Origin of the sequence: Salinibacter ruber DSM 13855 (assembly GCF_000013045.1) — a bacterium.
GTDB classification, from domain to species: Bacteria; Bacteroidota; Rhodothermia; order Rhodothermales; family Salinibacteraceae; genus Salinibacter; species Salinibacter ruber.
The window spans coordinates 3,395,328-3,415,873 of sequence record NC_007677.1 but is presented as its reverse complement, the minus strand read 5'-3'; the positions used below and the strand labels follow the sequence as shown (position 1 = coordinate 3,415,873).

General features: G+C 68.7%; 16 protein-coding genes. 8 read left to right on the top strand and 8 right to left on the bottom strand.

Going from position 1 to position 20,546, the window contains the following annotated elements; genetic code table 11:
• Positions 1–13: 13 nt before the first annotated feature.
• The 6 genes from SRU_RS14460 to metK all read right to left on the bottom strand — a co-directional run bounded on the left by SRU_RS14460 (position 14) and on the right by metK (position 5,875).
• On the bottom strand, positions 14–1,042 hold the full coding sequence (locus tag SRU_RS14460) for a hypothetical protein (protein ID WP_237701776.1): 1,029 nt from the start codon (positions 1,040–1,042) through the stop codon (positions 14–16).
• A 4-nt stretch (positions 1,043–1,046) separates the two neighbouring features.
• On the bottom strand, positions 1,047–2,240 hold the full coding sequence (locus SRU_RS14455; RefSeq protein ID WP_013062895.1) for a glycogen-binding domain-containing protein: 1,194 nt from the start codon (positions 2,238–2,240) through the stop codon (positions 1,047–1,049).
• A gap of 45 nt (positions 2,241–2,285) precedes the next feature.
• Positions 2,286–2,984 carry an isoamylase gene (locus tag SRU_RS14450; RefSeq protein ID WP_011405462.1) on the bottom strand — a complete coding sequence of 233 codons (699 nt, stop codon included), beginning with the start codon at positions 2,982–2,984 and terminating at the stop codon, positions 2,286–2,288.
• A complete protein-coding gene (locus SRU_RS14445) occupies positions 2,965–3,537 on the bottom strand; it encodes an RNA polymerase sigma factor (protein ID WP_011405461.1) in 573 nt (190 codons plus the stop codon). The genes SRU_RS14450 and SRU_RS14445 overlap by 20 nt, the downstream gene beginning before the upstream one ends.
• Before the next feature lie 279 nt (positions 3,538–3,816).
• The gene (locus tag SRU_RS14440; protein WP_237701775.1) at positions 3,817–4,449 is read right to left on the bottom strand and encodes a DUF4382 domain-containing protein; all 633 of its coding nucleotides are present in this window, start codon (positions 4,447–4,449) and stop codon (positions 3,817–3,819) included.
• A 265-nt stretch (positions 4,450–4,714) separates the two neighbouring features.
• Entirely contained in the window at positions 4,715–5,875 is a 1,161-nt protein-coding gene (gene metK, locus SRU_RS14435; RefSeq protein ID WP_011405459.1) for a methionine adenosyltransferase, read from the bottom strand.
• A 386-nt stretch (positions 5,876–6,261) separates the two neighbouring features.
• On the opposite strand from metK, the gene SRU_RS14430 reads away from it, so the two are divergent.
• Both SRU_RS14430 and fabF read left to right on the top strand, forming a co-directional pair.
• Entirely contained in the window at positions 6,262–6,498 is a 237-nt protein-coding gene (locus SRU_RS14430) for an acyl carrier protein (RefSeq protein WP_011405458.1), read from the top strand.
• A gap of 136 nt (positions 6,499–6,634) precedes the next feature.
• Positions 6,635–7,894, top strand: a complete 1,260-nt coding sequence (gene fabF, locus SRU_RS14425; protein ID WP_011405457.1) for a beta-ketoacyl-ACP synthase II — start codon at positions 6,635–6,637, stop codon at positions 7,892–7,894.
• A gap of 21 nt (positions 7,895–7,915) precedes the next feature.
• On the opposite strand, the gene SRU_RS14420 is transcribed toward fabF, so the two are convergent.
• Positions 7,916–8,206 (bottom strand): DUF721 domain-containing protein, encoded by a 291-nt coding sequence (locus SRU_RS14420; protein ID WP_011405456.1) that lies wholly within the window; start codon positions 8,204–8,206, stop codon positions 7,916–7,918.
• 178 nt (positions 8,207–8,384) lie between these two features.
• Here SRU_RS14420 and SRU_RS14415 point away from each other — a divergent pair, with 178 nt between their 5' ends.
• Both SRU_RS14415 and SRU_RS14410 read left to right on the top strand, forming a co-directional pair.
• On the top strand, positions 8,385–9,851 hold the full coding sequence (locus SRU_RS14415) for a TolC family protein (protein WP_231847213.1): 1,467 nt from the start codon (positions 8,385–8,387) through the stop codon (positions 9,849–9,851).
• Positions 9,852–9,959: 108 nt separating this feature from the next.
• The gene (locus SRU_RS14410; RefSeq protein ID WP_013062891.1) at positions 9,960–10,595 is read left to right on the top strand and encodes an MlaC/ttg2D family ABC transporter substrate-binding protein; all 636 of its coding nucleotides are present in this window, start codon (positions 9,960–9,962) and stop codon (positions 10,593–10,595) included.
• Positions 10,596–10,670: 75 nt separating this feature from the next.
• Here the strand turns inward: SRU_RS14410 and SRU_RS14405 are convergent, their stop codons facing one another.
• Positions 10,671–13,184, bottom strand: a complete 2,514-nt coding sequence (locus SRU_RS14405; RefSeq protein WP_164923705.1) for a zinc-dependent metalloprotease — start codon at positions 13,182–13,184, stop codon at positions 10,671–10,673.
• A gap of 350 nt (positions 13,185–13,534) precedes the next feature.
• Between SRU_RS14405 and SRU_RS14400 the strand changes: the two genes are divergently transcribed.
• The 4 genes from SRU_RS14400 (at position 13,535) to priA (ending at position 20,345) form a co-directional block, all read left to right on the top strand.
• On the top strand, positions 13,535–14,194 hold the full coding sequence (locus SRU_RS14400) for an HAD family hydrolase (RefSeq protein ID WP_043552772.1): 660 nt from the start codon (positions 13,535–13,537) through the stop codon (positions 14,192–14,194).
• A 237-nt stretch (positions 14,195–14,431) separates the two neighbouring features.
• Entirely contained in the window at positions 14,432–16,969 is a 2,538-nt protein-coding gene (hrpB, locus tag SRU_RS14395) for an ATP-dependent helicase HrpB (protein ID WP_011405451.1), read from the top strand.
• A gap of 265 nt (positions 16,970–17,234) precedes the next feature.
• On the top strand, positions 17,235–17,762 hold the full coding sequence (locus SRU_RS14390; RefSeq protein ID WP_164923703.1) for a UpxY family transcription antiterminator: 528 nt from the start codon (positions 17,235–17,237) through the stop codon (positions 17,760–17,762).
• Positions 17,763–17,867: 105 nt separating this feature from the next.
• A complete protein-coding gene (gene priA / locus SRU_RS14385; RefSeq protein WP_011405449.1) occupies positions 17,868–20,345 on the top strand; it encodes a replication restart helicase PriA in 2,478 nt (825 codons plus the stop codon).
• Positions 20,346–20,546: the final 201 nt, after the last annotated feature.

Here is a 20,546-nt window from a genome sequence, read left to right as displayed (position 1 = left end):
GGGTCGGAGAACGCTACGGCCCTCCGCCGCCTGAATTCCCGGGCGGACCATTGCCGCCGGGGGGGTCGTCGGGCGGGTTGTCGGGCGGGCCCGTTCCGGGGGGATTGCCGGTGTCGGGGCCGGTGCCGGGAGGCCCGTTGCCAGGGGGGCCGTTGCCGACGCCGGGGGGGGGACCGCCGCCGGGAAACGAGCCCTGAAAGAGGCTTTGCAGCACCGATGCGGCGGGCGCTCCCTTCGTGATCGCCTGCGCGGTGCCCTGTGCGAGGACGTCGACGGGGCGGTTGCTGTTCTGACGGGCGCTCCGTAGGGCGGAGGGCAGCTGGCGAAGCGACTCGGGGCTGTACCCGGCATTTAGGGCGGCGGTAACCAGTTGCGTCGCCGTTTCCGGAGATGCTCCGTTGTCCGGAAGGTCCGGAAGCACGTTGACAGCCGCCGCCACGTCGCTCATCGGCACGGGCCGGCGCTCCACCCCGTCGGGAAGCCCCGCCAGAAACGACTCAATGTGCGTGGCGGCCACTCCCTGCTGCCGCGCCTCTGCAATCGCGGCGACCAGCGAGGCCCGATCATTCGTCTGCGGGGCAGCCTCGGAGGCGGCGTTTTCGGCGCCGAGAAGCTGTTGCACCGCGTCACGCTGTGCCCACCGAGTGACGACCGCCCCGGCCTGCTCGGTGCGGGCGCGATACTGCTGGAGCACCGGTTGCATGCGAGACGCAGGGACCTGCTTGGCGAGGCCCTCAAGCGTTTTGGAGAGCAAGGGATCCGTTGGGAGATCCTGCTCCGCGAGCGCGACGGCCGGCTCCAGCAGCGACGCCACCGCGCCCTCACTCAGTCCGGCCTGTCGGGCCCGCTCGGCCACGGTGCGCATCTGCTCGACATTGGCTCCGGCGGCAGCTCCCTGGTCGAGGACGGCCTGCACGTTGGTCGGCTGCCCGAATGCGCCCTGGAGGGGCGCACCGCCCCCGATCAGGGCGACCAGGAGAACGAGGCCGAGCCCGGGGCGGAGGCCGCGGAGCGCTTGTATGAAGCCGTGGAGGCGAATCATGGGGCTAGGGAACTGTGCATACGCCGTTTGTGCCACCGAATGCATCGTCGGCGGTGTCTGCGTAGGAGGGAAGGCTGAGCCACCGCCGCTCGTCGCCGTCGACGATTCGGACCCGGTACGCGTATTCGCCAGACGGCACCGACAGGGTCGTCGTCCAGGTGCCGTCGTCGGTCTGCGTGAGGGACGTCCCGGGCAACGACCAGCCGTTGAAGTCGCCCGTCACGTGGGGCACCCCGGGGCCGTCGTAGGGAACCTGGATCTGCACCCCATTTTCGACCGCCCGACAGACGCGGCGGCGTGGCGGCGAAGGGGCCGTTCCGCTCAGCACGCGCCGGACTCGGAGGCGAACCCCGACCGCGACGTGTGTGTCTGTACTCGACCCGTCGACGAGGCGTGCCGTGGACGCTCGGGTCTGGACGAAGGCCGTGACTGCTGTGCGGGGATGCCACGCCACTTTGAGGCCGCCCCGGCCGAGGCGGGTGCGGGTGGTTCGCGCCTCGTACTGCACCTGCTCGACCCCTACGTCGGCCTCGACGGACCACTGATTGGTGGGCCAGTACACCCCACGCACAGACACGCCGGTGCCTCCGAAGGCGGTGCCCGTGGCGTTTGTCCGTCCGTCGCTCCAGTACGCGCGTCCTTCTGTGCGGACGCGATCGGTCGGCCAGAATGCCATGTTCAGCATGGCAAGCCTGCTGTCCTGACGAACAGTGGTCCCCTGACCGGTCGCGACGTAGCGTTGGGTGAGGCCCCCGCGTGCCGTGACGGCCGTGCTGGAGGTGGGCGTCCATCGCACAGAGGGCAGGCCCCACCAGCTCTCCTCCGACGAGCCGAGGCGGAGCCGCGTCCCCCCGCCGCTGGCGCCCACCGACCACGACGGGGACAAGCGGTATCGCGCCTGGGCGTGGCCCTGTACAAACTGGGGCGCATCGGCCCGACGCGGGTACAGTCGCGTCCGGACCGCGGCGGCAAGACGCGTGCGGCGTGCCTTGCGCGCAATCCCCACCTGCGGTGTTAGGGCCGCGAGGCCCGGGGTGGACGACCGGTCCTGCCAGGAACGAAGCACAGGATCGAGGTAGGTGTTGGTTTGGTAGCCGCCGGTGAGGGCGAGGCGTGCGGTGCCGGTCCACTGCTGGGCCGAGCCCGACTGGGGCAGCAGCCCCAAGAGGCACGAAAGTCCGAGAAGAATCCGCCACATGGAACGAGCAACGTCAAATGGAGGAGCGTGCGGCAGCACGGCACGCTAAAGCTTGAGAACCGCGTTCTTCGCGCCGAATCCGTCATCCTGTTGCACCGGAGCGAGCGGGTCGGTGACCCACCGTTCGCCGTTGATGACGAACTGGTACTCGTGCTCGCCGCGGGGCACCGGCACCAGGCCGGTCCAGACCGTCTCGCCGTTGACGGTGTGCGGGGAGAGGGGAACGGGAGTCCAGTCGTTGAAGTCGCCCGCCACGGCCACCGAGTCGGCCGTGTCGTTCGTATAAACGAACCGCGTCAACACGGTCCCGGCCCGGGACGAGGCGGTCGCGGTGGGCTGGACCGATGCGGACGATCCTGTTCTCGACTCCGGAGAACCGGGGCTCGGCCCCAACGGCCCGGCCAGCCACCCGACTGCAGCGACGAGAGCAAGGATGGCAACCGCGTGGACGGGGCGCACAGGGATGGTGACGAGGGCCTCCCACCAGTCGTGAAGACGGTCGGCGACGGACGGGGCCGGGGCCTCTGCCTCGTCCAGCTGCTCGACCGTGCGGGCCGCGAAATCCGACGCGGGCTGCGGGGCCCGAGAGGCGGCCAGGTCCTGCGTCATTTGGAGCTCAAACTGGAGCAGGGAGCGGGCCTCCGGGTCGTCGGCGATGTGGTGCAGGGCCGCCCGCACCTCCTCGTCGGAGAGATCCCCATCGATAAACTGCCGGACGATCGTGTCAGGATCGAGATTTTTCATGGTACGGGGCCAACAAGGTACGGAGTTTTTTGCGGGCGCGGTGCACGCGCACTTTTAGGGCACTCACCGAGACATCGAGCCGCTTTGACATGGCCTTGTACGTGAGGCCGTTCCGGTACTTGAGGAGAAACGGAGTCGCGTACGTGGGGGCGAGCTCGTCGAGGGCGTTCCACAATTGGTCGCCCCTCTCGTCGGCGACGAGCTGATCGTCCTGCGCCGCCCCATTGTCTCGGATGTGCGTCCCCTCTTGCTCCGAGCGGCTGAACGGGTAGGTGTCCCGCCGGACGTTCTTCGCATAGTCGCGCCCGCGGTTGAGCGCAATGCCGTAGAGCCACGACGCAAACCGGTCCGGGTCCTGAAGGTCGTCGATCCGGTGGTAGGCCGTGAGGAAGACGTCCTGGGCCAGGTCTTCGGCGGCCTCGGGGCCATCGGTGTACTGGTGCGCAAGATCGAACACCATGCCCTCGTACCGCTCGACGAGCATACGGAAAGCCGACCGGTCCCCGTCCTGAACGCGACGGGCGTAGGTGCCGTCCGGGGCGTCGTGGGACATGCGAAACGCGGGTCGGGCGAAACAACAGACGAAAGCGTCTCCACTCGGCGCACATGCCAATCACGGAGCATATCGCAGAATATATGCCACATTTGCGACAAGCGGCTGTCGTATGATTCGTCGTCTGCGGGGCCGTGCCCTCTCTGGGTACGGCAGAATCGACCCCCTGGCAGTGGGGCCCCGAGCATGTAGTGGCGGAAGAAATCTCTAGGGACGACGCCCAAGCGCCGGCGTGCGCCCCACTTCAGCGCTGTGGTTCGGACACACCGACCGCGTTCCTTACTGGCCGACACTGCTGGTGTCGACGGTTGCGGCGATTGCCGGTGTGATTACGAACCGGCCCTGCGGGTTGCCCTTCAGGGCCTCCTTTACGTCCCAGTTCAGGGTCACTTCCACGCGGTCGTCGGCGGAGGCAATCGTAAACGGATCGAAGTTGACCTTAAGGCCAGTCTGTTGGCCGCTGGCAATCATCACGTCCGTCTGCGTGCCGTCCTGAAAGGTCACGCTGGCCATGTCGGCCGTGACGAGACGGATTTGTCCGTACTCCCCCGCTGGCAGTTCCAGTTCGGCGAGTGTCGTATCGAGGCCGGTCTGAAGCTCTTTGAGGTCGACCTCAAAGTTCGCGTCGCGAAGGACAGAGACGCCGGCTTCAGTGGCGTCTCCATCACTTGTGTCCTCGACAGGCACAACCGAAACCGCATCAATGGTCACCAGGGCTTCCGTGATGCCGTCGGGGGCGCTGTTCGGTCCGGAATGTGTTCTCAACGACTTGGTCGTCGAGCCGTCGCTCATGCTCAGGGACAGTGTGCCGTCTTCCGGGTCCGTGACCGATCCGGTTGAATCGCATCCCGTCGCGAACAGGAATCCGAACGTAGTGAGAGCAACGAGCGTGACAAATGAAAGACGTTTCATGGTGGGGCAATTTGCTATGGTCGAGTGGGTACAGCTGGTAGGGGCCGACATCGAGCTCCCGCTTGGCGCGGGAGGTATCGGTGTAATGCGGACAGTGGACGAGCCGACCCGGGCAGGGTTACAGGGAAAAGAAATGAAGAAAATATGTAGAAGAGGGGGCGTACCGCAGGCCGCCCCAGACAACAAAAAAGCCCTCGCCGCCAGAGGCGACGAGGGCCGGGAGGACAGAATGGGCCCGCTCAGCGACGAGCGGGCGGCCGGTCGGCTAGGAGGCCACCGCGGGGGCGTCTCGCTTCAGAGCCTCCACGTGGGTCAGCTCCTCCCACGGGAAGGTGGGCCGCCCGAAGTGCCCGTATGCGGCGGTCTTCTGGTAGCGGGGCTTCAGCAGATCGAGCCGGTCGATGATTGCGGAGGGCGACAGCTCGAAGTGCTCCCGCACCATCTCGCAGAGCTCCGTGTCGGGGAGGACGCCGGTGCCGTTCGTCGACACGTCGATCGACACCGGCTCGGCCACGCCGATGGCGTAGGCGAGCTGCACCTCGGCCTCATCGCAAAGCTCCGCCGCGACCAGGTTTTTGGCGACGTGGCGGGCGGCGTAGGTGGCGCTCCGGTCCACCTTCGACGGGTCCTTCCCACTGAACGCGCCCCCGCCATGGGCACCCTTGCCGCCGTAGGTATCCACGATGATCTTGCGGCCCGTGACGCCGGTGTCCCCGTGCGGCCCACCGGTGACGAACCGGCCCGTGGGGTTGACGTGGAGGATGAGGTCCTCGTCCAGAAGGTCCGTGGGGAGGGCGCGGGGGAGGAGAATGTCGCGCACATCCTCCCGAATCTTCTTCTGCGGCACCCCTTCGTCGTGCTGCGTGGACACGACAACGGTGTGCACCCGCCGCGGCGTCATGCGGTCCTCTTTGTACTCGATGGTGACCTGGCTCTTCGAGTCGGGCCGCAGGTAGGGCATCTTGTCCGTCTCCTTGCGGATGTGGGCGAGCTCCTGCACGAGCCGGTGCGAGAAGGTGATGGGCATGGGCATCAGCTCCTCGGTCTCCCGGCACGCGTAGCCGAACATGAGGCCCTGGTCCCCGGCCCCCTGTTCCTCCCCGCCGTCGACGCCCTGGCTGATGTCGCCGCTCTGCTCGTGGAGGCTGCTGATGACCCCACATGATTCGGCGTCGAACCGGATGCGAGGGTCGGTGTACCCGATGTCCCGGATGACCTCGCGGGCAATCTCCCGCGGCTCCACACGGGCCTGAGACGTGATCTCGCCGCTGAGCACGACGAGCCCGGACGTCACAAGCGTCTCTGCGGCCACCCGGCTGTTCCGGTCTTCGGCCAGGTGAGCATCGAGGATGGCGTCCGAAATCTGATCGGCGATCTTGTCGGGGTGGCCCTCCGAGACCGACTCGGAGGTGAAGAGGTAAGCCATGAACAACAATCGGTCCGTGAGAAAAACGCGCCGCCTTAAAAACGGCTCCGCTCCGAAGAAGGAGCAAACGACTACGCCCTAAGCGGAGGCGAAAGGAAAGTTTCGAAATCGACCGATAACATAAGACCCGGGGGCGTTATTGCCAATGTTGGATTGTAAAGACACGCCCAACACGGTCCACGGCCGGGTTCCGCGAGTGCGAAGCTTGCATCAAACGTTGCTTCTCCACGGGTCCCGTTGTAGTTTAGCGTGGCTGAATACCCCTTGCCCCGGCGAGCCCGAGGCGATTTTGGGCTCGGGTCCTCCCGACGGGAGTACGCGTCGTTCGGGGCGGTGAATCGCGTATTCACTCATCTGCCTACTTCTCACCAACGAAACTGCCAACCATGGCCAGCGACATCGAAGAGACGGTCAAGTCGATCATTGTCGACAAACTGGGCGTCGACGAAGACGACGTGACGTCGGACGCTTCCTTTACGAACGACCTGGGCGCGGACTCGCTCGACACCGTCGAGCTCATTATGGAGTTTGAGAAGGAGTTCGACCTGACGATCCCGGACGAGGAGGCCGAAGAGATTGCGACGGTCGGCGACGCCGTAGGGTACCTTGAGGAGAAGGCGTAGTCCCCCTGCTCCTGCGTTCCGGTGAGCGCCGTCCCGGAAGGGCCGGACGGCTCGCCGGGCGTTTGTATATTGGGACACGGGGTCGGATTGGGCGCGGGCCGCGTACACTGTATAGGCAGTCGCAACCACACGAAGCATGGCAGGCACGTCACGTCGCGTCGTCGTTACAGGCATGGGGGCGCTTACCCCCCTCGGGCTCTCGGTGGAGGAGTACTGGCGGGGGCTCGTGGAGGGGGAGAGTGGCGCCGCCACGATCGAGTCCTTCGATCCGGAGGGCCTTCGGGTGACCTTTGCCTGCGAACTCGACGGCTTCGACCCGGAGGACCACCTGCCTGCCAAGCAGGCCCGGCGCGTCGACCCGTTTAGCCAGTACGCCCTCGTCACCGCCGACCAGGCGGTGGCCGACGCCGGCCTCGACCCCGACGGGATGTCCCAGGACGAAAAGGACCGTATCGGGGTCGTCTACGGCACCGGCATTGGGGGCATCAAAACCTTCCGGGACCAGGCCGAAGAGTTCATCGAGGGGGGCGAGAAGCGCACGTCGCCCTTCTTCATCCCGACATTGATTCCCGACATTGCGGCCGGCCAGATTGCCATGGCGCACGGCTTTCGGGGGCCAAATCACGCCATGGTCTCGGCCTGCGCCACGGGCAACCACAACATCGGGGACGCCTACCGCATGATCCAGCGGGGCGACATGGATGCCGCCCTCTGCGGCGGCACCGACGCCTGCGTGACGCGGCTCGGCATTGCGGGCTTTGCGAGCATGCGGGCCCTCTCGACGCGCAACGACGACCCGGCCCGGGCGTCGCGGCCGTTCGACGCCCACCGGGACGGCTTCGTGATGGGCGAAGGGGCCGGCGCGCTCTTCATCGAAGACCTGGAGCGGGCCCGGGCCCGGGGCGCTACCATCTACGCGGAGATTGAAGGCATTGGCATGTCCGCCGATGCCCACCACCTGACGGCCCCCGATCCGGAGGGCGGCGGCGTGTGCCTCGCGCTCAACCGCGTGCTCGACAACGCCGGCCTGGAGCCGACTGACGTCGACTACATCAACGCCCACGGCACGTCGACCCCCCTCGGCGACGAGGCCGAGACGAAGGCGCTCAAAAAGGTGTTCGACGACCACGCGTACGACCTGAACGTGTCCTCGACGAAGAGCATGACGGGCCACCTCCTCGGGGCCGCGGGCGCCATCGAGGCCATCGCCGCCATCCAGGCCCTCCGGCACGACGTGGTGCCGCCGACCATCAACTTCGACGAGGCCGACCCGGCGTGCGACCTGGACTACACGTTCAACGAGGCCGAGGAGCGGCCCGTGAGCGTGGCCCTGTCCAACGCTTTTGGCTTCGGCGGGCACAACACCTCCCTCGCCCTCCGCGCCTACGACGAGTGACGACGGGGGCAGTCGGGCCCCTCACCGGAACACGATCTCGTCGACCAGTTCGGCCTCGAGCGCGCCGTTGAGGCGATCGCGCCACTTGCGCCGGTTCATGTGCAACTCTTGACGCCAGGCGGCCGAGGTGATCTTCACGTACAGCGTCGAGCCCTTCATCCAGGCCGACTCGGTCACGCTGTTGATCTTCTCCCCCGCGAGGCTCGCCCACGTCTCGACGACGCGGGCCTCGTCGACCTCCTCCTGAACGCCGAGCTCGTCGATGACTTCCTTGAGAACCTCTCCGAGGGGCCGGGGGCCGTCGGCGGGCATGGGGACGGCGAAATAATCAGGGGGGAGTGTGAGTTTGTCTCTCCTACGCCGGGCGTGTCATCGTGTGCCGGGGCCGCCGGGGCGTTACCTTCGTCCGGCAGCGGGCGGCCCTGTTGTCGTCAAGGCTCGTCGCCTACATGATCGGTGTTCTCCCGCACGCAACCCTGGTCCCTCCGGAATGACCGTGTCCGTCTTTGCTCGTTTGCTCGGGGCCGTCGCCCTCGCCGGGTTCCTGCCTGGAGCCGGGCCCGCCGCGGCCCAGCCCGGCCCCCCCGCCCCCATGGACACCGTGGAGGTGGGCCTCACGGAAACGGTCGTCCGCGCCCTGGAGGAGAGCCCGGAGGTGGACCAGCGCCAGGCCCAGAAGCAGTTCGCCACGGCCCGGAGCGAGGAGGCCCGTGCCAACCGGTTCCTGACCGACGTCTCGCTGAGCACGGCCCACTCGTTCGCGCCGGGACTGGACAACGTCCCCGACGGGGTTTCGGGGGACCGGCTGTACCTGCAGCCCGGCGTGACCAACGACTGGTCGCCCGGCGCCCTCCGCCCGTTCAGTCGGTTTGAGATTGCGGTCCAGCAGCCCCTCTGGACCTGGGGCGAGCTGTCGGGCTCCATCGAGGCGGCCCGGCGCGGGGTCGACGTGGAGGCCGCCCGTGTGGAGCAGAAGGCCCTGGAGGTGGCGGTCCGGGCGGGCGAAACCTACTACGGGTTGATTCTCACGGAGGCCCTCGACCGCCTCGCCGACCGGACCCAGGAGGTCATCGACCGGGCGAAGCGGGAGATCAACCGCCTGCTCGACGAAGGGGACGAGGGCGTGAGCCAGTCGGACCTCTTCCAGACGCGCCTGACCGAGGAGGAAACCAAGCGCCGCATCGTCGAGATCGAGCAGAATCAGAAGACGGCCCGCTCGGCCCTGCGGCGCCAGCTCTTCCTCTCGGATCGGATGTGGGTGGAGCCGGCAGCCGACGAGCTGCAGCCCCTCTCGTTCGCCATCCACCCCGACTCGCTCGACTACTACATCGGGCGGGCCCTGCAGAACCGCCCGGAGGTGGAGCAGGCCGAGGCGGGCGTGGAGGCGCGCCGGGCGCTCGTAGACGTGGCCCGGTCCGACTACTACCCCACGATCGGCGTGCAGGCCACCCTGTCCCAGAGCATCACCCTCCCGGAGCGACCGAACCCCGACAACGCCTTCGTGGGCGACTCGTTCATGGGGACGGGCACGCGCAGCGGCATCGGCATCCAGCAGAACCTCAACTTCGGGCAGACGCGGGCCCGGGTGGAGCAGGCGGAGGCGGAGCTCGACGCGGTGCAGTACCAGCGCACCGCGGCCGAGCAGCTCGTGCGGTTCGAGGTGGAGGAGGCCTACCGCTCGCTCCTCACCGCCAAGGCGGCCGTCGAGTCCCGCGACCGTTCCACCACCATCGCCGGCGAGTGGCTCCGGACCGAGCAGGTCAACTTCGACCTCGACCTGGGAAACACCGAGGACCTGGTGAAGGCCGTGCGGGCCGACCTGCAGGCGCAGGCACAGTACCTCCGGGCGGTGCGGCGGTACAACGTGGCCGTGCTCGATCTCCTGCGCGCCACCGGCACGCTCGCCGACCGGGCGCGGAGCGGTACGCTTCTTGAGACCAGAGATGATCGGGAATAGCCGGGACCGGACCGGTGCACGAGCCGTCCCAGCGATCCACCGCACCCGCTCCCCACGAACGCACATAGGGTTTCGTCGCACAGTTCTATCCATCATCGACGCTACGCCATGACACGTCTTCGCCGATCCCTCTCCGTCCTGTTTACCGTCCTGCTGCTTCTGAGCGGGGGCGCCCCGACGGCGTTCGGGCAGGGGGAAAGCGCCACAGCGGCCGAGATTCGGCAAATGCTGGAGCAACGCGACCAAGAAATCAAGTCCATCCTCGGCGAGACGGACGACTATACCGCCGAGCAGCGCGCCCAGCTGAAGGAGCTGGTCAACGGCGTGATCGACTTTCGGGTGATGGGCCAGCGGGCCCTCGGGCCACACTGGGAGGACCTAGGGGAGGACCAGCGGGACGAGTTCGTCTCCGTCTTTCGCGAGGTGGTGCGCGCGCAATCGATGGGCGACCTCGGAGTGTACAATTCCGCGGTCACCTACGACCAGATTGACGTACAGCGCGACAGTGCCTTCGTGCGCACCCAAACGACGTATGAAGGCCGCACCACGGCCGTCGAGTACGTGCTGGAGCGCCGCGAGGACGAGTGGCGGGCGGAGGACATCATCATCGACGGGGTGAGCACCGTGGAGGGCTACGCCCGCTCGTTCCAGACGGTCGTCCGGAAGCGGGGCTTCGACTCCCTCATGAAAAGCCTCCGCAAGAAGCGCGACGAAGTGACCGACACCTCTGAGACCGGGCGCTAGCCCCAACGGCCCCGAGCGCCACGCCGGGCGCGGAGGCGACGGTCGGGGCGCGCCGGGCGTGGCTCTGCGCAGGGGCTATGCGTCGGCGTCCTCGGTTCCGTTGAGGGTCTGGTCGATCCGGGCGAGCACGTCCTGCAGGTGCATTTCGGTCGTCTCGTCGGTCGTGCGGCGGAGGCCCTGCTGGACGTCGTCCCGCAGCGTCTTAAGCTCCGCCCGGACGTACGGCCGGATGTCCGACTGGCTCACGTCGACCGGCGTGTAGTCGATGTACTGCTGGTATTCGGGCGGCGGGGCCTCCACCTCCGCGGTCATGAGGTAATCGAGCCGCTCCAGGTAGCCGCGCTGCAGGTTGCGGCGGTACGGGTCGATGACGGAGCCGGATTCGAGCTCGGCCCAGACGCCGCCCCGCAGGTCCCCGAACAGGTCGCCGACGCCGTAGACGTCGTCCTCGCTCATGGCCTCCGCCTCCAGCATGCGGGCCATGCGCTCCGGGTCGAGCACGCCGTCGAGGACGCCCACCTGCGCCTCCCGCACGCGCTCCAGCGCCCCGGCGTGCTCGATGCGACGCAGCACGTCGGCCTCCACCATCCACGTGGGCGTCTCGAACGCGTGGGTCAGGAGGAAGTCCACCGCCCGTTCCTGATCCGTGGCCGAGACGGGCTCGTACACCGGCCCCTCCTGTCCGTACGTCTTCGGCGTCTCGTGCACACCGCCGAGATGCTGACTGACGTGGCCCATGTAGCGGCGCCACTGGTTCACCACCGCCCCGTACAGCTCTTCCAGGGTGGCGTAGCCCTCCCCGTCCCGACTCGTCCACTGGATGAGGTTGGGGAGGATGCGCTTCAGGTTCGCGATGCCGAGCCGACTGGCCTCCATTGCGTCTCGGCCCAGGTCTTCGGACTGGGAGCGCGGGTCGATGGAGCCGGAGGCCCCGAAGAAGTAGCGCGGGTCGTCGGTGTGCTCCAGAATCATCTCGTCGAGCGTCTGGGCCTGTTCCTCGGGCGAGCCCGTCGGGCGTTTCGTATAGCCCCACCGCACGGCCCACTCGTCATAGGTGCCAATCCGGGGCAGGAAATTCTCCACGCCGTCGCCCGGCTGGGCCACGTAGTTGAACCGGGCGTAGTCCATGATGGAGGGGGCGGTGCCGTGGTCCGCCGTGTAGGAGGGCGAGCGGAGGGAGTCGACCGGGACGGCGTTGCTGGAGCCCATGTTGTGGGGCAGGCCCAGCGTGTGGCCCACCTCGTGGGCCGCGACGAAGCGCACAAGCTTCCCCATGACCTCCGTCGAGAACACCGGCTTCCGCGCCTCCGGGTTGACCGCTGCCGTCTGCACGAAGTACCAGTTGCGCAGCAGGTTCATCACGTTGTGGTACCAGCCGATGTCGCTCTCCAGGATCTCCCCGGAGCGGGGGTCGTGCACGTGCGGTCCGTATGCGTTCTGGACCTCCGAGGCGAAGTAGCGAATCGTGGAGTAGCGAATGTCGTCCGGGTCGAAGGTGGAGTCCTCCTCGGCACTCGGCGGGTCCTTCGCGATGATTGCGTTCTTGAAGCCGGCCTCGCGGAAGGTCGACTGCCAGGCCTCCACCCCCTGCTTGAGGTAGGGGCGCCACTTCTTGGGGGTTGCCGGATCGATGTAGTACACGATCGGCTCTTTCGGCTCCACGAGCTCGCCGCGGGCGTACGCCTCCGGGTCCTTCGGCTCCAGCTTCCAGCGCGTGATGAAGCATGCCTCGGTCGCCCGCTGTTCGTCGGAGCTGTAGTTGACCCGCTCGACGCTGAAGTACCCCACCCGGTCGTCACAGAGACGGGGCTGCATCGGCTCCTTCGGCAGCAGCACCATCGAGTGGTTCATCGACACCGTCAGGGTTTTCGTCGAGGCGTTGGACGGAGGGTTTTCGGCCTGGTACGTCAGGACGGCCTCGATGTCCGTGTTTTCCGGGAAGCTCTCGACGCCCTTGATGTAGGTCCGATCCCCGTCGAGCCGGCGGACCCGATATTCCTCCCGCGCCGCGCTCGGAATGCCCAGGGAGGGTACGTCGGAGGTGAACAGGTCCGTGACCTCCGCCACGACCCCGGTCGAATCCTCGTTGAGGGCCTCGATGGAGAACGACTGGATGATGGGCTCCAGGTTCGAGTTCTGGACGGCCTGGTAGACAGGGTCGTCCTCCTGGGCCATGTCCTCGTGGCTCACGACCCGCAGGTAGAGCTGGTCGCCACGGCGCTGCCAGCGCAGCACCTGGGTGGCGGTCTTCTCCCCCCCGTAGCCGAAGCCGTCGGGTGTCTGGGCCGCCCGCGAGACCATGAGCAGCTCCCGCCCGATCAGCGAGTCGGGAATCTCGACGTACAGCTTGCCGTCGAAGCGGTGCGTCGTGAGCAATCCGGGGTCGGTCCGGGCCGTATCGGGGACGACGTCGCCGAAGGGTTTGAGGCCGTTTTCCCCCGTCTCGTTCTGGGCCGGCGATTGGGCCTGTCCCGAGTCGTCCGGGGAGGGAGCGGTCGCGGACTGAGAGCTTGCGCAGCCTGCGAGGAGGCCGACCAGCAGGACCGCGGCGGTGAGCAGTGGGCCGCGGGCGGAGAATGTGGAAGACATGGCGCTACAGGGGGGAGGAAGGGCGTACAGAGAAAACGAAGGGCCGTCGTTCCGAGGTGGCGGCCCCGGCTCGTTGAAGAACGACCTGAGCCGATCACATAAAGCGACTCTCAGCCGACGAAAGCAAACGCCGAGCGGTGCGCTGCCGTGAATCGCACGCAGGAGGGATGAGTGGGAACGGGGACCGTGTCGAGCGGCGCAAAAGGGGCGGGCAAAGCGCCTGTGAAGTGCGCTCGTAGAAAGCCCTTTCAGCCCGCCCCAAACTGAACCCGGCCCCACAGACGGAGTTTGAAAACTTGCTGCCACTCGTGCCCGCAGATGTCAATTGTCCCTCCAACGCCGCCGGTCCCATGGCCCTCTTGTGTGACGCCATCATTTTTGATCTCGACGGTGTGCTCGTCGACTCCGACGCGGTCATCACGCGGCGGTGGAAGCGCTGGGCGGAGGAGCGGGGCATCCCGTTCGAGGAGGTCGAGGCCGTCCAGACGGGGCGCCCGGCGATCGAGGTGATCGAAGAGGTGGCCCCCCACCTCGATCCCGAGGCCGAGATCGACCGGCTGGGGGACGAGATGGCCGCCGATACGGAGGGAGTGGAGGCATTCGACGGGGCGAAGGCGCTCCTCGACCGCCTGCCGGAGGACCGGTGGGCCATTGCGACCAGTGGGCGCCACCGCACGGCCACTGCGCGGATGACGCACGTCGGCCTCCCGGAGCCGGAGGTGTTTGTGACGGCCGACGACGTGGAGCAGGGCAAGCCGGCTCCCGAGCCGTACCAGCAGGCCGCGACAGGGCTGGGCATCGATCCCGGGCGCTGCGTCGTGCTGGAAGACGCCCCGGCGGGGGTGGCGTCGGCCCGTCGAGCCGGCGCCTCGGTCCTCGGGGTGTCAACCTCAACGTCCCCCAATGCCCTCGCGGCGGCCACGGCGGTGATCCCCCACGTCGAGGCGCTTGACGTGCGTGCCGAGGAAGCCGGGCTCCGCGTGGATTGGCAGCACGAGGAGCAGGCGTGAGGGGCGAGCCACCCCCCTGCTTCGGGAGGCGTGACAGGCGGAGGCGAGGGCGTCTCTCCCAGTCTGCAACCGCTCCGTCGGGCGGGGGCTCGTCCTCGTTCCGCTGCGTGGGCCGGGCACGAGGCGGGAAAATGTCGTTCTTCGGAAGCGCGTGGACGACACGTGGGCTGAAACCCGCCGCTCGGCCCGCGGCTACAAGCCCTGCGGTAAATGTCTGAACGGGCGCCCTGGACGCGAATGCCGGACCTTCCGATCGACGATGTGCTGCCGAACCTGACGGCCGCTCTCCGTGAGCGGACGGAGGCGGTGCTTCAAGCCCCGACGGGCGCGGGCAAGACGACTCGCGTGCCGCTGGCCCTGCTGGGGGAGCCGTGGCTCGGGGACGACCGGCTCCTCATGCTAGAGCCGCGGCGGCTGGCGGCCCGCTCCGCCGCGCAGTACATGGCCCGGCAGCTCGGCGAGGATGCCGGGGAGACGGTGGGGTACCGGGTGCGTATGGACACACGGGTAAGCGCCCAGACCCGCATTGAGGTCGTCACGGAAGGGGTGCTCACGCGCATGCTGCAGGACGATCCGGCGCTAGAGGGCGTGGGGGCGGTGCTGTTCGACGAGTTCCACGAGCGCAACCTGCAGGCCGACCTCGGGCTCGCCCTCGCGCTCCAGGCCCGCGAGGTCTTCCGGCCCGACCTGCGCGTGCTCGTCATGAGCGCCACGCTCGACACCGGGCCCATCGCGGGCCTCGTCGACGATGCCCCCCTGATTCAGAGCGAGGGCCGCAGCTACCCGGTGGAGGTGCACTACGCCGACCAACCGATCAGCCCGGGCGACCGCCTCGCGCCCCCTGTGGCGGCGATGGTTCAAGAGGTGCTCCGTGACACCGAGGGGGACGTGCTCGTCTTTCTGCCCGGCGCGGGCGAGATTCGGCGCACCGAGTCGCGTCTGGAGGGCGACGTGCCCGGCGACGTGACCCTGCACCCCCTCTTCGGCAACCTCCCGCCGGGCGAGCAGGACGCGGCCATCGCGCCGAGCCCGGACGGGGAGCGCAAGGTCGTCCTGGCCACCGACATCGCCGAGACGAGCCTCACCATCGAGGGCGTCCGGGTGGTCGTGGACAGCGGCCTCCGCCGCGCGCCCCGGTTCGATGCCACGACCGGCATGACGCGCCTGGAGACGGTTCGCGTCTCGCAGGCCTCCGCCGACCAGCGCACGGGGCGGGCCGGGCGCGTGGCCCCCGGCACGTGCTACCGGCTCTGGACGAAGCGCACGCAGCACCACCTCGACCCGCACACCGCGCCGGAGATCGAGAACGCCGACCTCGCGCCCCTCGCCCTGGAGCTGGCAAAGTGGGGCACGCCCGACCCGTCGGCGCTCCGCTGGCTCGACCCGCCGCCCGACGACACCTACGAGCAGGCACAGGCCCTCCTGCAACGCCTCGGGGCCGTCGACCGCGACGGCACAATTACCGACCACGGCCGCGAGATGGCCGAGCTCGGGCTGCATCCCCGCCTCGCCCACATGCTCCTCAATGCGCAGGCACTGGGCCACGGGGCCGTGGCGTGCGACCTCGCGGCCCTGCTCAGCGAGCGCGACATCTTCAAGGGGCAGGGCGAGGCGCCGGACGTGGACCTCCGATTGCGACTGGAGGCGCTCCACCGCCTGCGCCGGGGCGAACGGCCCACCCCCAATCACGCCCGCAGCTACGTGGTCCCCTACGGCGCCGTCGGCCACGTCCGCAAGGTGGCCGACCACTGGCGGGCGAAGCTCGGGGTCGATCGGGAGGCTGAGGGCAACGTGGAGGTGGCGGGCCTGCTGACCGCCTTCGCCTACCCGGACCGCCTCGCGCAACGGCGCGAGGGGCAGAGCGGGCGCTTCCGGCTCCGCACCGGCCGTGCCGCCACGCTGCCGCGGCCCCAGCTGCTGTCGGATGCCGACTACCTCGTGGCGGCCCACGTGGACGCCCGCCGGCAGGAGAACCGCATCTTCCTGGCCGCGCCCCTCTCGGAAGACGAGATCGTCGACTACTTCGGCGACCAGATCGAGACCGAAATGAGGGTGGCGTGGGACGCCGAGCGGGAACGGGTGCGGGCCCGGCGCCGCGAGCAGCTCGGCGCCCTCACGCTCACGGAGGGACCCGTCGAGGCGCCCGACCCGACGGCGGTGGCCGAGGCGCTGGTGGAGGGCATCCGGGAGGCGGGGCTGGGCCTGTTGCCGTGGACCGACCACGCCCGTCAGCTCCAGCACCGCATTCAGTTTCTGCACCACCACCTCGGCGACGACTGGCCCGACGCACACGACGAGGCGCTGCTCGATACGCTGGAGGACTGGCTCCTCCCTCACCTGTACGGCCTGAAGCGGGCCGACGACCTCCAGCAGCTCAATCTCCCCCAAATCCTGCGCGATCCGCTCTCCTACGACCAGCGCGACCGCCTGGAGGAGTGGGCCCCCACCCACGTCACGGTGCCCAGCGGGTTTGACCGGGCCATCGACTACTCCGATCCCGAGGCGCCCGTCCTCGCGGTGCGCCTCCAGGAACTGTTCGGGCGCACCGAGACCCCGCGCATTGCCGACGGGCGCGTGCCCCTAACCCTTCATCTCCTGTCGCCGGCCCAGCGCCCGGTCCAGATCACGCAGGACCTCGAAGGGTTCTGGCGGGGCACCTACCACGAGGTCCGGAAGGACATGCGGGGGCGCTACCCGAAGCACTACTGGCCTGAGGACCCGATCGATGCCCCCGCGACCCACACTACGAAGGCACGAATGGACGCGGACGCGTAATGGGGAAGTACCCCGTCATTTTTCACTTCCGTCCCGCGCCGGTGCGGCGGCCCACGAAGCCCGGGTGTCGCTGGCGGTTGCGGTCGAAGAGGCGTGGGCACGATGCTGTCGCCGGCGGCCGGGGCGGGAACGATTGTCCCCATGCCACGATGGGGACGAAGAGGGCACGAAAGACACCGCTGTACGCGCCTCGGCGCGAGGGCAACCGCGCCGTTCGTGCACGCCCGCCGACTCCCGAATTCTAGCCCCAACGGTCGCCCGCGTCATGAGCACCTCCCCCGACGACAACCGCGTCTGGCGCGTTTTCTACACCCGGGCCCGGGCCGAAAAGAAGTGCGAAACCCGCCTCGACGAGCGGCGCATCGACGTGATGGTGCCGAAGAAGACGGAGGTGCGGCAGTGGTCCGACCGCACGAAGGAGATCACCGAGCCGCTCTTCCGCAACTACCTCTTCGCCCGGGTCGACGAAAAAGATCGCCTGCGCGTGCTCCGCACGAACGGCATCGTGCGCTGCGTGCACTTCGACGGCGAGCCGGCCCGCCTCCGCGAGGAGACGGTCGATCGGCTCCAGAAGGCCCAGGCGGTGCCCGAGCGGCTCTCGACGGCGGACCTCCGCCCGGCAGTGGGCGAGACCGTCACGATCACGGGCGGCCCCGAGCGCCTGCAGGGCCTGACGGGCAAGGTGCTGCAGCACCGGGGGCAGACCTACCTGCTGGTGCAGGTCCGAGCCGTGCGACAGGCCGTCAAGATCGAGGTCGCGGCGGACTGGGTGCAGACAACGTCCAACACGTAGCGATGGGGCCTGGGGGCGCCGGGCGATCGAGGCCGCCCCGGCACCCACGCGACGACGGTCCGTACGGGGGACGGAGTCGTATCAAAAACAGCGCTGCCCGTCCCGGTGACCGTCAATGTCGTCCTGCCCCTTCCGCTCGATCAGGCCTACACGTACCGCGTGCCGGAGGCCCTCGTCGGGGCGGCCCAGGCGGGGGCCCGGGTGCTGGTGCCGTTCCGCAACCGGCGCCTGACCGGCATCATCGTGGGCGAGGGGCCGGCGGCCGAGACGCTCGACTTTGACGTGAAGGCGGTCCTGGACGTGCTCGACGACGTGCCGGTATGCACGGAAGGGCTCCTCGACCTCACGAAGTGGATTGCCGACTACTACGTCTGTCCCTGGGGGGAGGCGCTGAAGGCGGTGCTTCCGGCCGGCACCACGGTCGAGACGGAGCACCGCCTGACCCGCACCGATGCCGCCCCGGACGCCTGGGCCGACCACGAGGTGGGACGGACCGTCCTTGAGGACCTGGCGGCGCACGGCGAGACGACCCTCGCGGCGGTCCGCAAGCGTGTGGGGCCCGCCGTGCCGCTCGCCCTCATCCGCCGCATGGCCGCCGACGATGTCGTGGCGGTGGAGACGACCCTCTCCGACGAGCGGGTGGCCCCCAAGACGGAAACGCACCTCCGCTTCGCCCCCGCGTTTCAGCACAAGGACGCCCCGGACGACCTGATCGAGCAGCTCCGCGGCAACAAGCAGCGGGCCGTGGTCCGGGCGCTGGCGGGCTTCCGGGCGGAGGGCACGCCCGAGCCGCGCCGGACCGACGTGATGGAGCGGGCCGACGCGTCGTACTCCACCGTCCGCAGCCTCGTGGAGAAGGGCATGCTGGAACTGGTGGAGAAGGAGGTGATGCGCTCGCCCCTCGATGACCTGCCCGCGCCCGACCCGCCGCCGGACCACGACCTGCTTCCGGCCCAGCAGGACGCCCTCGACGCCGTCACCGACGCGGTCGACGCGCACCGCTACGGCACCTTTCTGCTCCACGGCATCACGGGCAGCGGCAAGACGGAGGTGTACATCCGGGCCCTCCAGGCCGTTCGGGCGCGAGGGCGCACCGGCATTATCCTCGTGCCCGAGATCGCCCTCACGCCCCAGACCGTCCAGCGCTTCCGGGCGCACTTCGGCGACGAGATTGCCGTCCTCCACTCCCAGATGAACATGGGCGAGCGCTACGACGCGTGGCGCCGGCTGCGCACGGGAGAGGCCGCCATCGCCATTGGCCCGCGCTCGGCCGTCCTCGCGCCGCTGGAGGACCTGGGCCTCATCGTGGTGGACGAGGAGCACGAAGCCTCCTACAAGCAGTTCGATCCCGCCCCGCGCTACCACGCCCGGGACGTGGCGGTGATGCGCGCCCACCGCGCCGACGCGGTCTGCATCCTCGGCTCGGCCACGCCCAGTCTGGAGAGCACCATGAACGCGCGCTGGGGCAAGTACGAGCGGCTCGAACTGCCGGAGCGCGTGCCCGACGCCTCGGGAAAGACCGCCGCGCTCCCCGACGTTCGCGTCCTCGACCTTGCCCTGCAGCGCAAGAAGCATCAGCTGGACGGCGCCCTGGCCGATCCGCTCCGGGAGGCCATCCGCACCCGGGTGGATCGGGGCGAGCAGACGATTCTGCTCCAAAACCGTCGGGGCTACGCGCCGGTCCTGGAGTGCGAGGACTGCGGCTGGGCGCCCGAGTGCCAGAGCTGTTCGGTGAGCCTCACGCTGCACCGACACGATGGGGGGGAGCAGCTCCGGTGTCACTACTGCGGCTACGCCGCCCGCGTCCCGCGTCAGTGCCCGGAGTGCGGCGGGCGGGACATCCACCAGATCGGCACGGGCACCCAGCGGGTGGAGGCGGAGCTGGAGGAGGTCGTCCCCGACGCGACGATCCTCCGCATGGACCGCGACACCACCCGCGAGAAGCACGGCCACCACGACCTCCTCCGCCGATTCGAAAACGGCGCCGACATCCTCCTGGGCACGCAGATGATCGCGAAGGGGCTCGACTTCAGTCGGGTGACGCTGGTGGGGGTGGTCGACGCGGACGTGGGGCTCCTCTTTCCCGACTTCCGGGCGGAGGAGCGCACGTTTCAACTCCTCACCCAGGTGGCCGGGCGGGCGGGCCGGACCCGTGAGCTGGCCGGGGAGGTAATTCTCCAGACCCGCAACCCGGACCACATGGCCCTCCGCTACGCGCAGGAGCACGACTACGAGGGCTTCGCGGAGGAGGCCCTCGCCGAGCGTCGCGAGCTGGGCTACCCGCCCTTCGGGCACGTGGCGACCGTCGAGTTTCGGGGGCCGGACGAGGACCGGGTGGAGCGCCTCGCGGAGAACTGGACCGAGCAGCTGCGGCAGCACGCGGGGCCGGCCGGGGTGATGGGGCCCGAGCCCGCCTTCATTCAGCGCGTGAAGAAACAGCACCGGTACCGCACCCTCCTGAAGGTGCGGGGCGGCAGTCCAGGCCCCCTCCAGACGGCCCTGCGCCGGACGCGCGACGCCCACGGCGCCCCGCCCAATGGCTACCACGTCGCGGTCGACGTGGACACGCAGGACGTGCTGTAGCCCCATTGAGCCGAGGACGCCCGTGCACGAAACCGTCAAACCCGTGCACGATCTGTGCAAAGGCCGGACACAACAGCGCCAGATCTATGCATGGGTTTGCGCAATATCTACCAGCACCTTTGTCGTGGATTCGGCATCCTATAGGGGCGTCTCTGAAGGGGCCCTGTGGCGATGCGAACGGGGCCGAAGAGGCGCAGCACT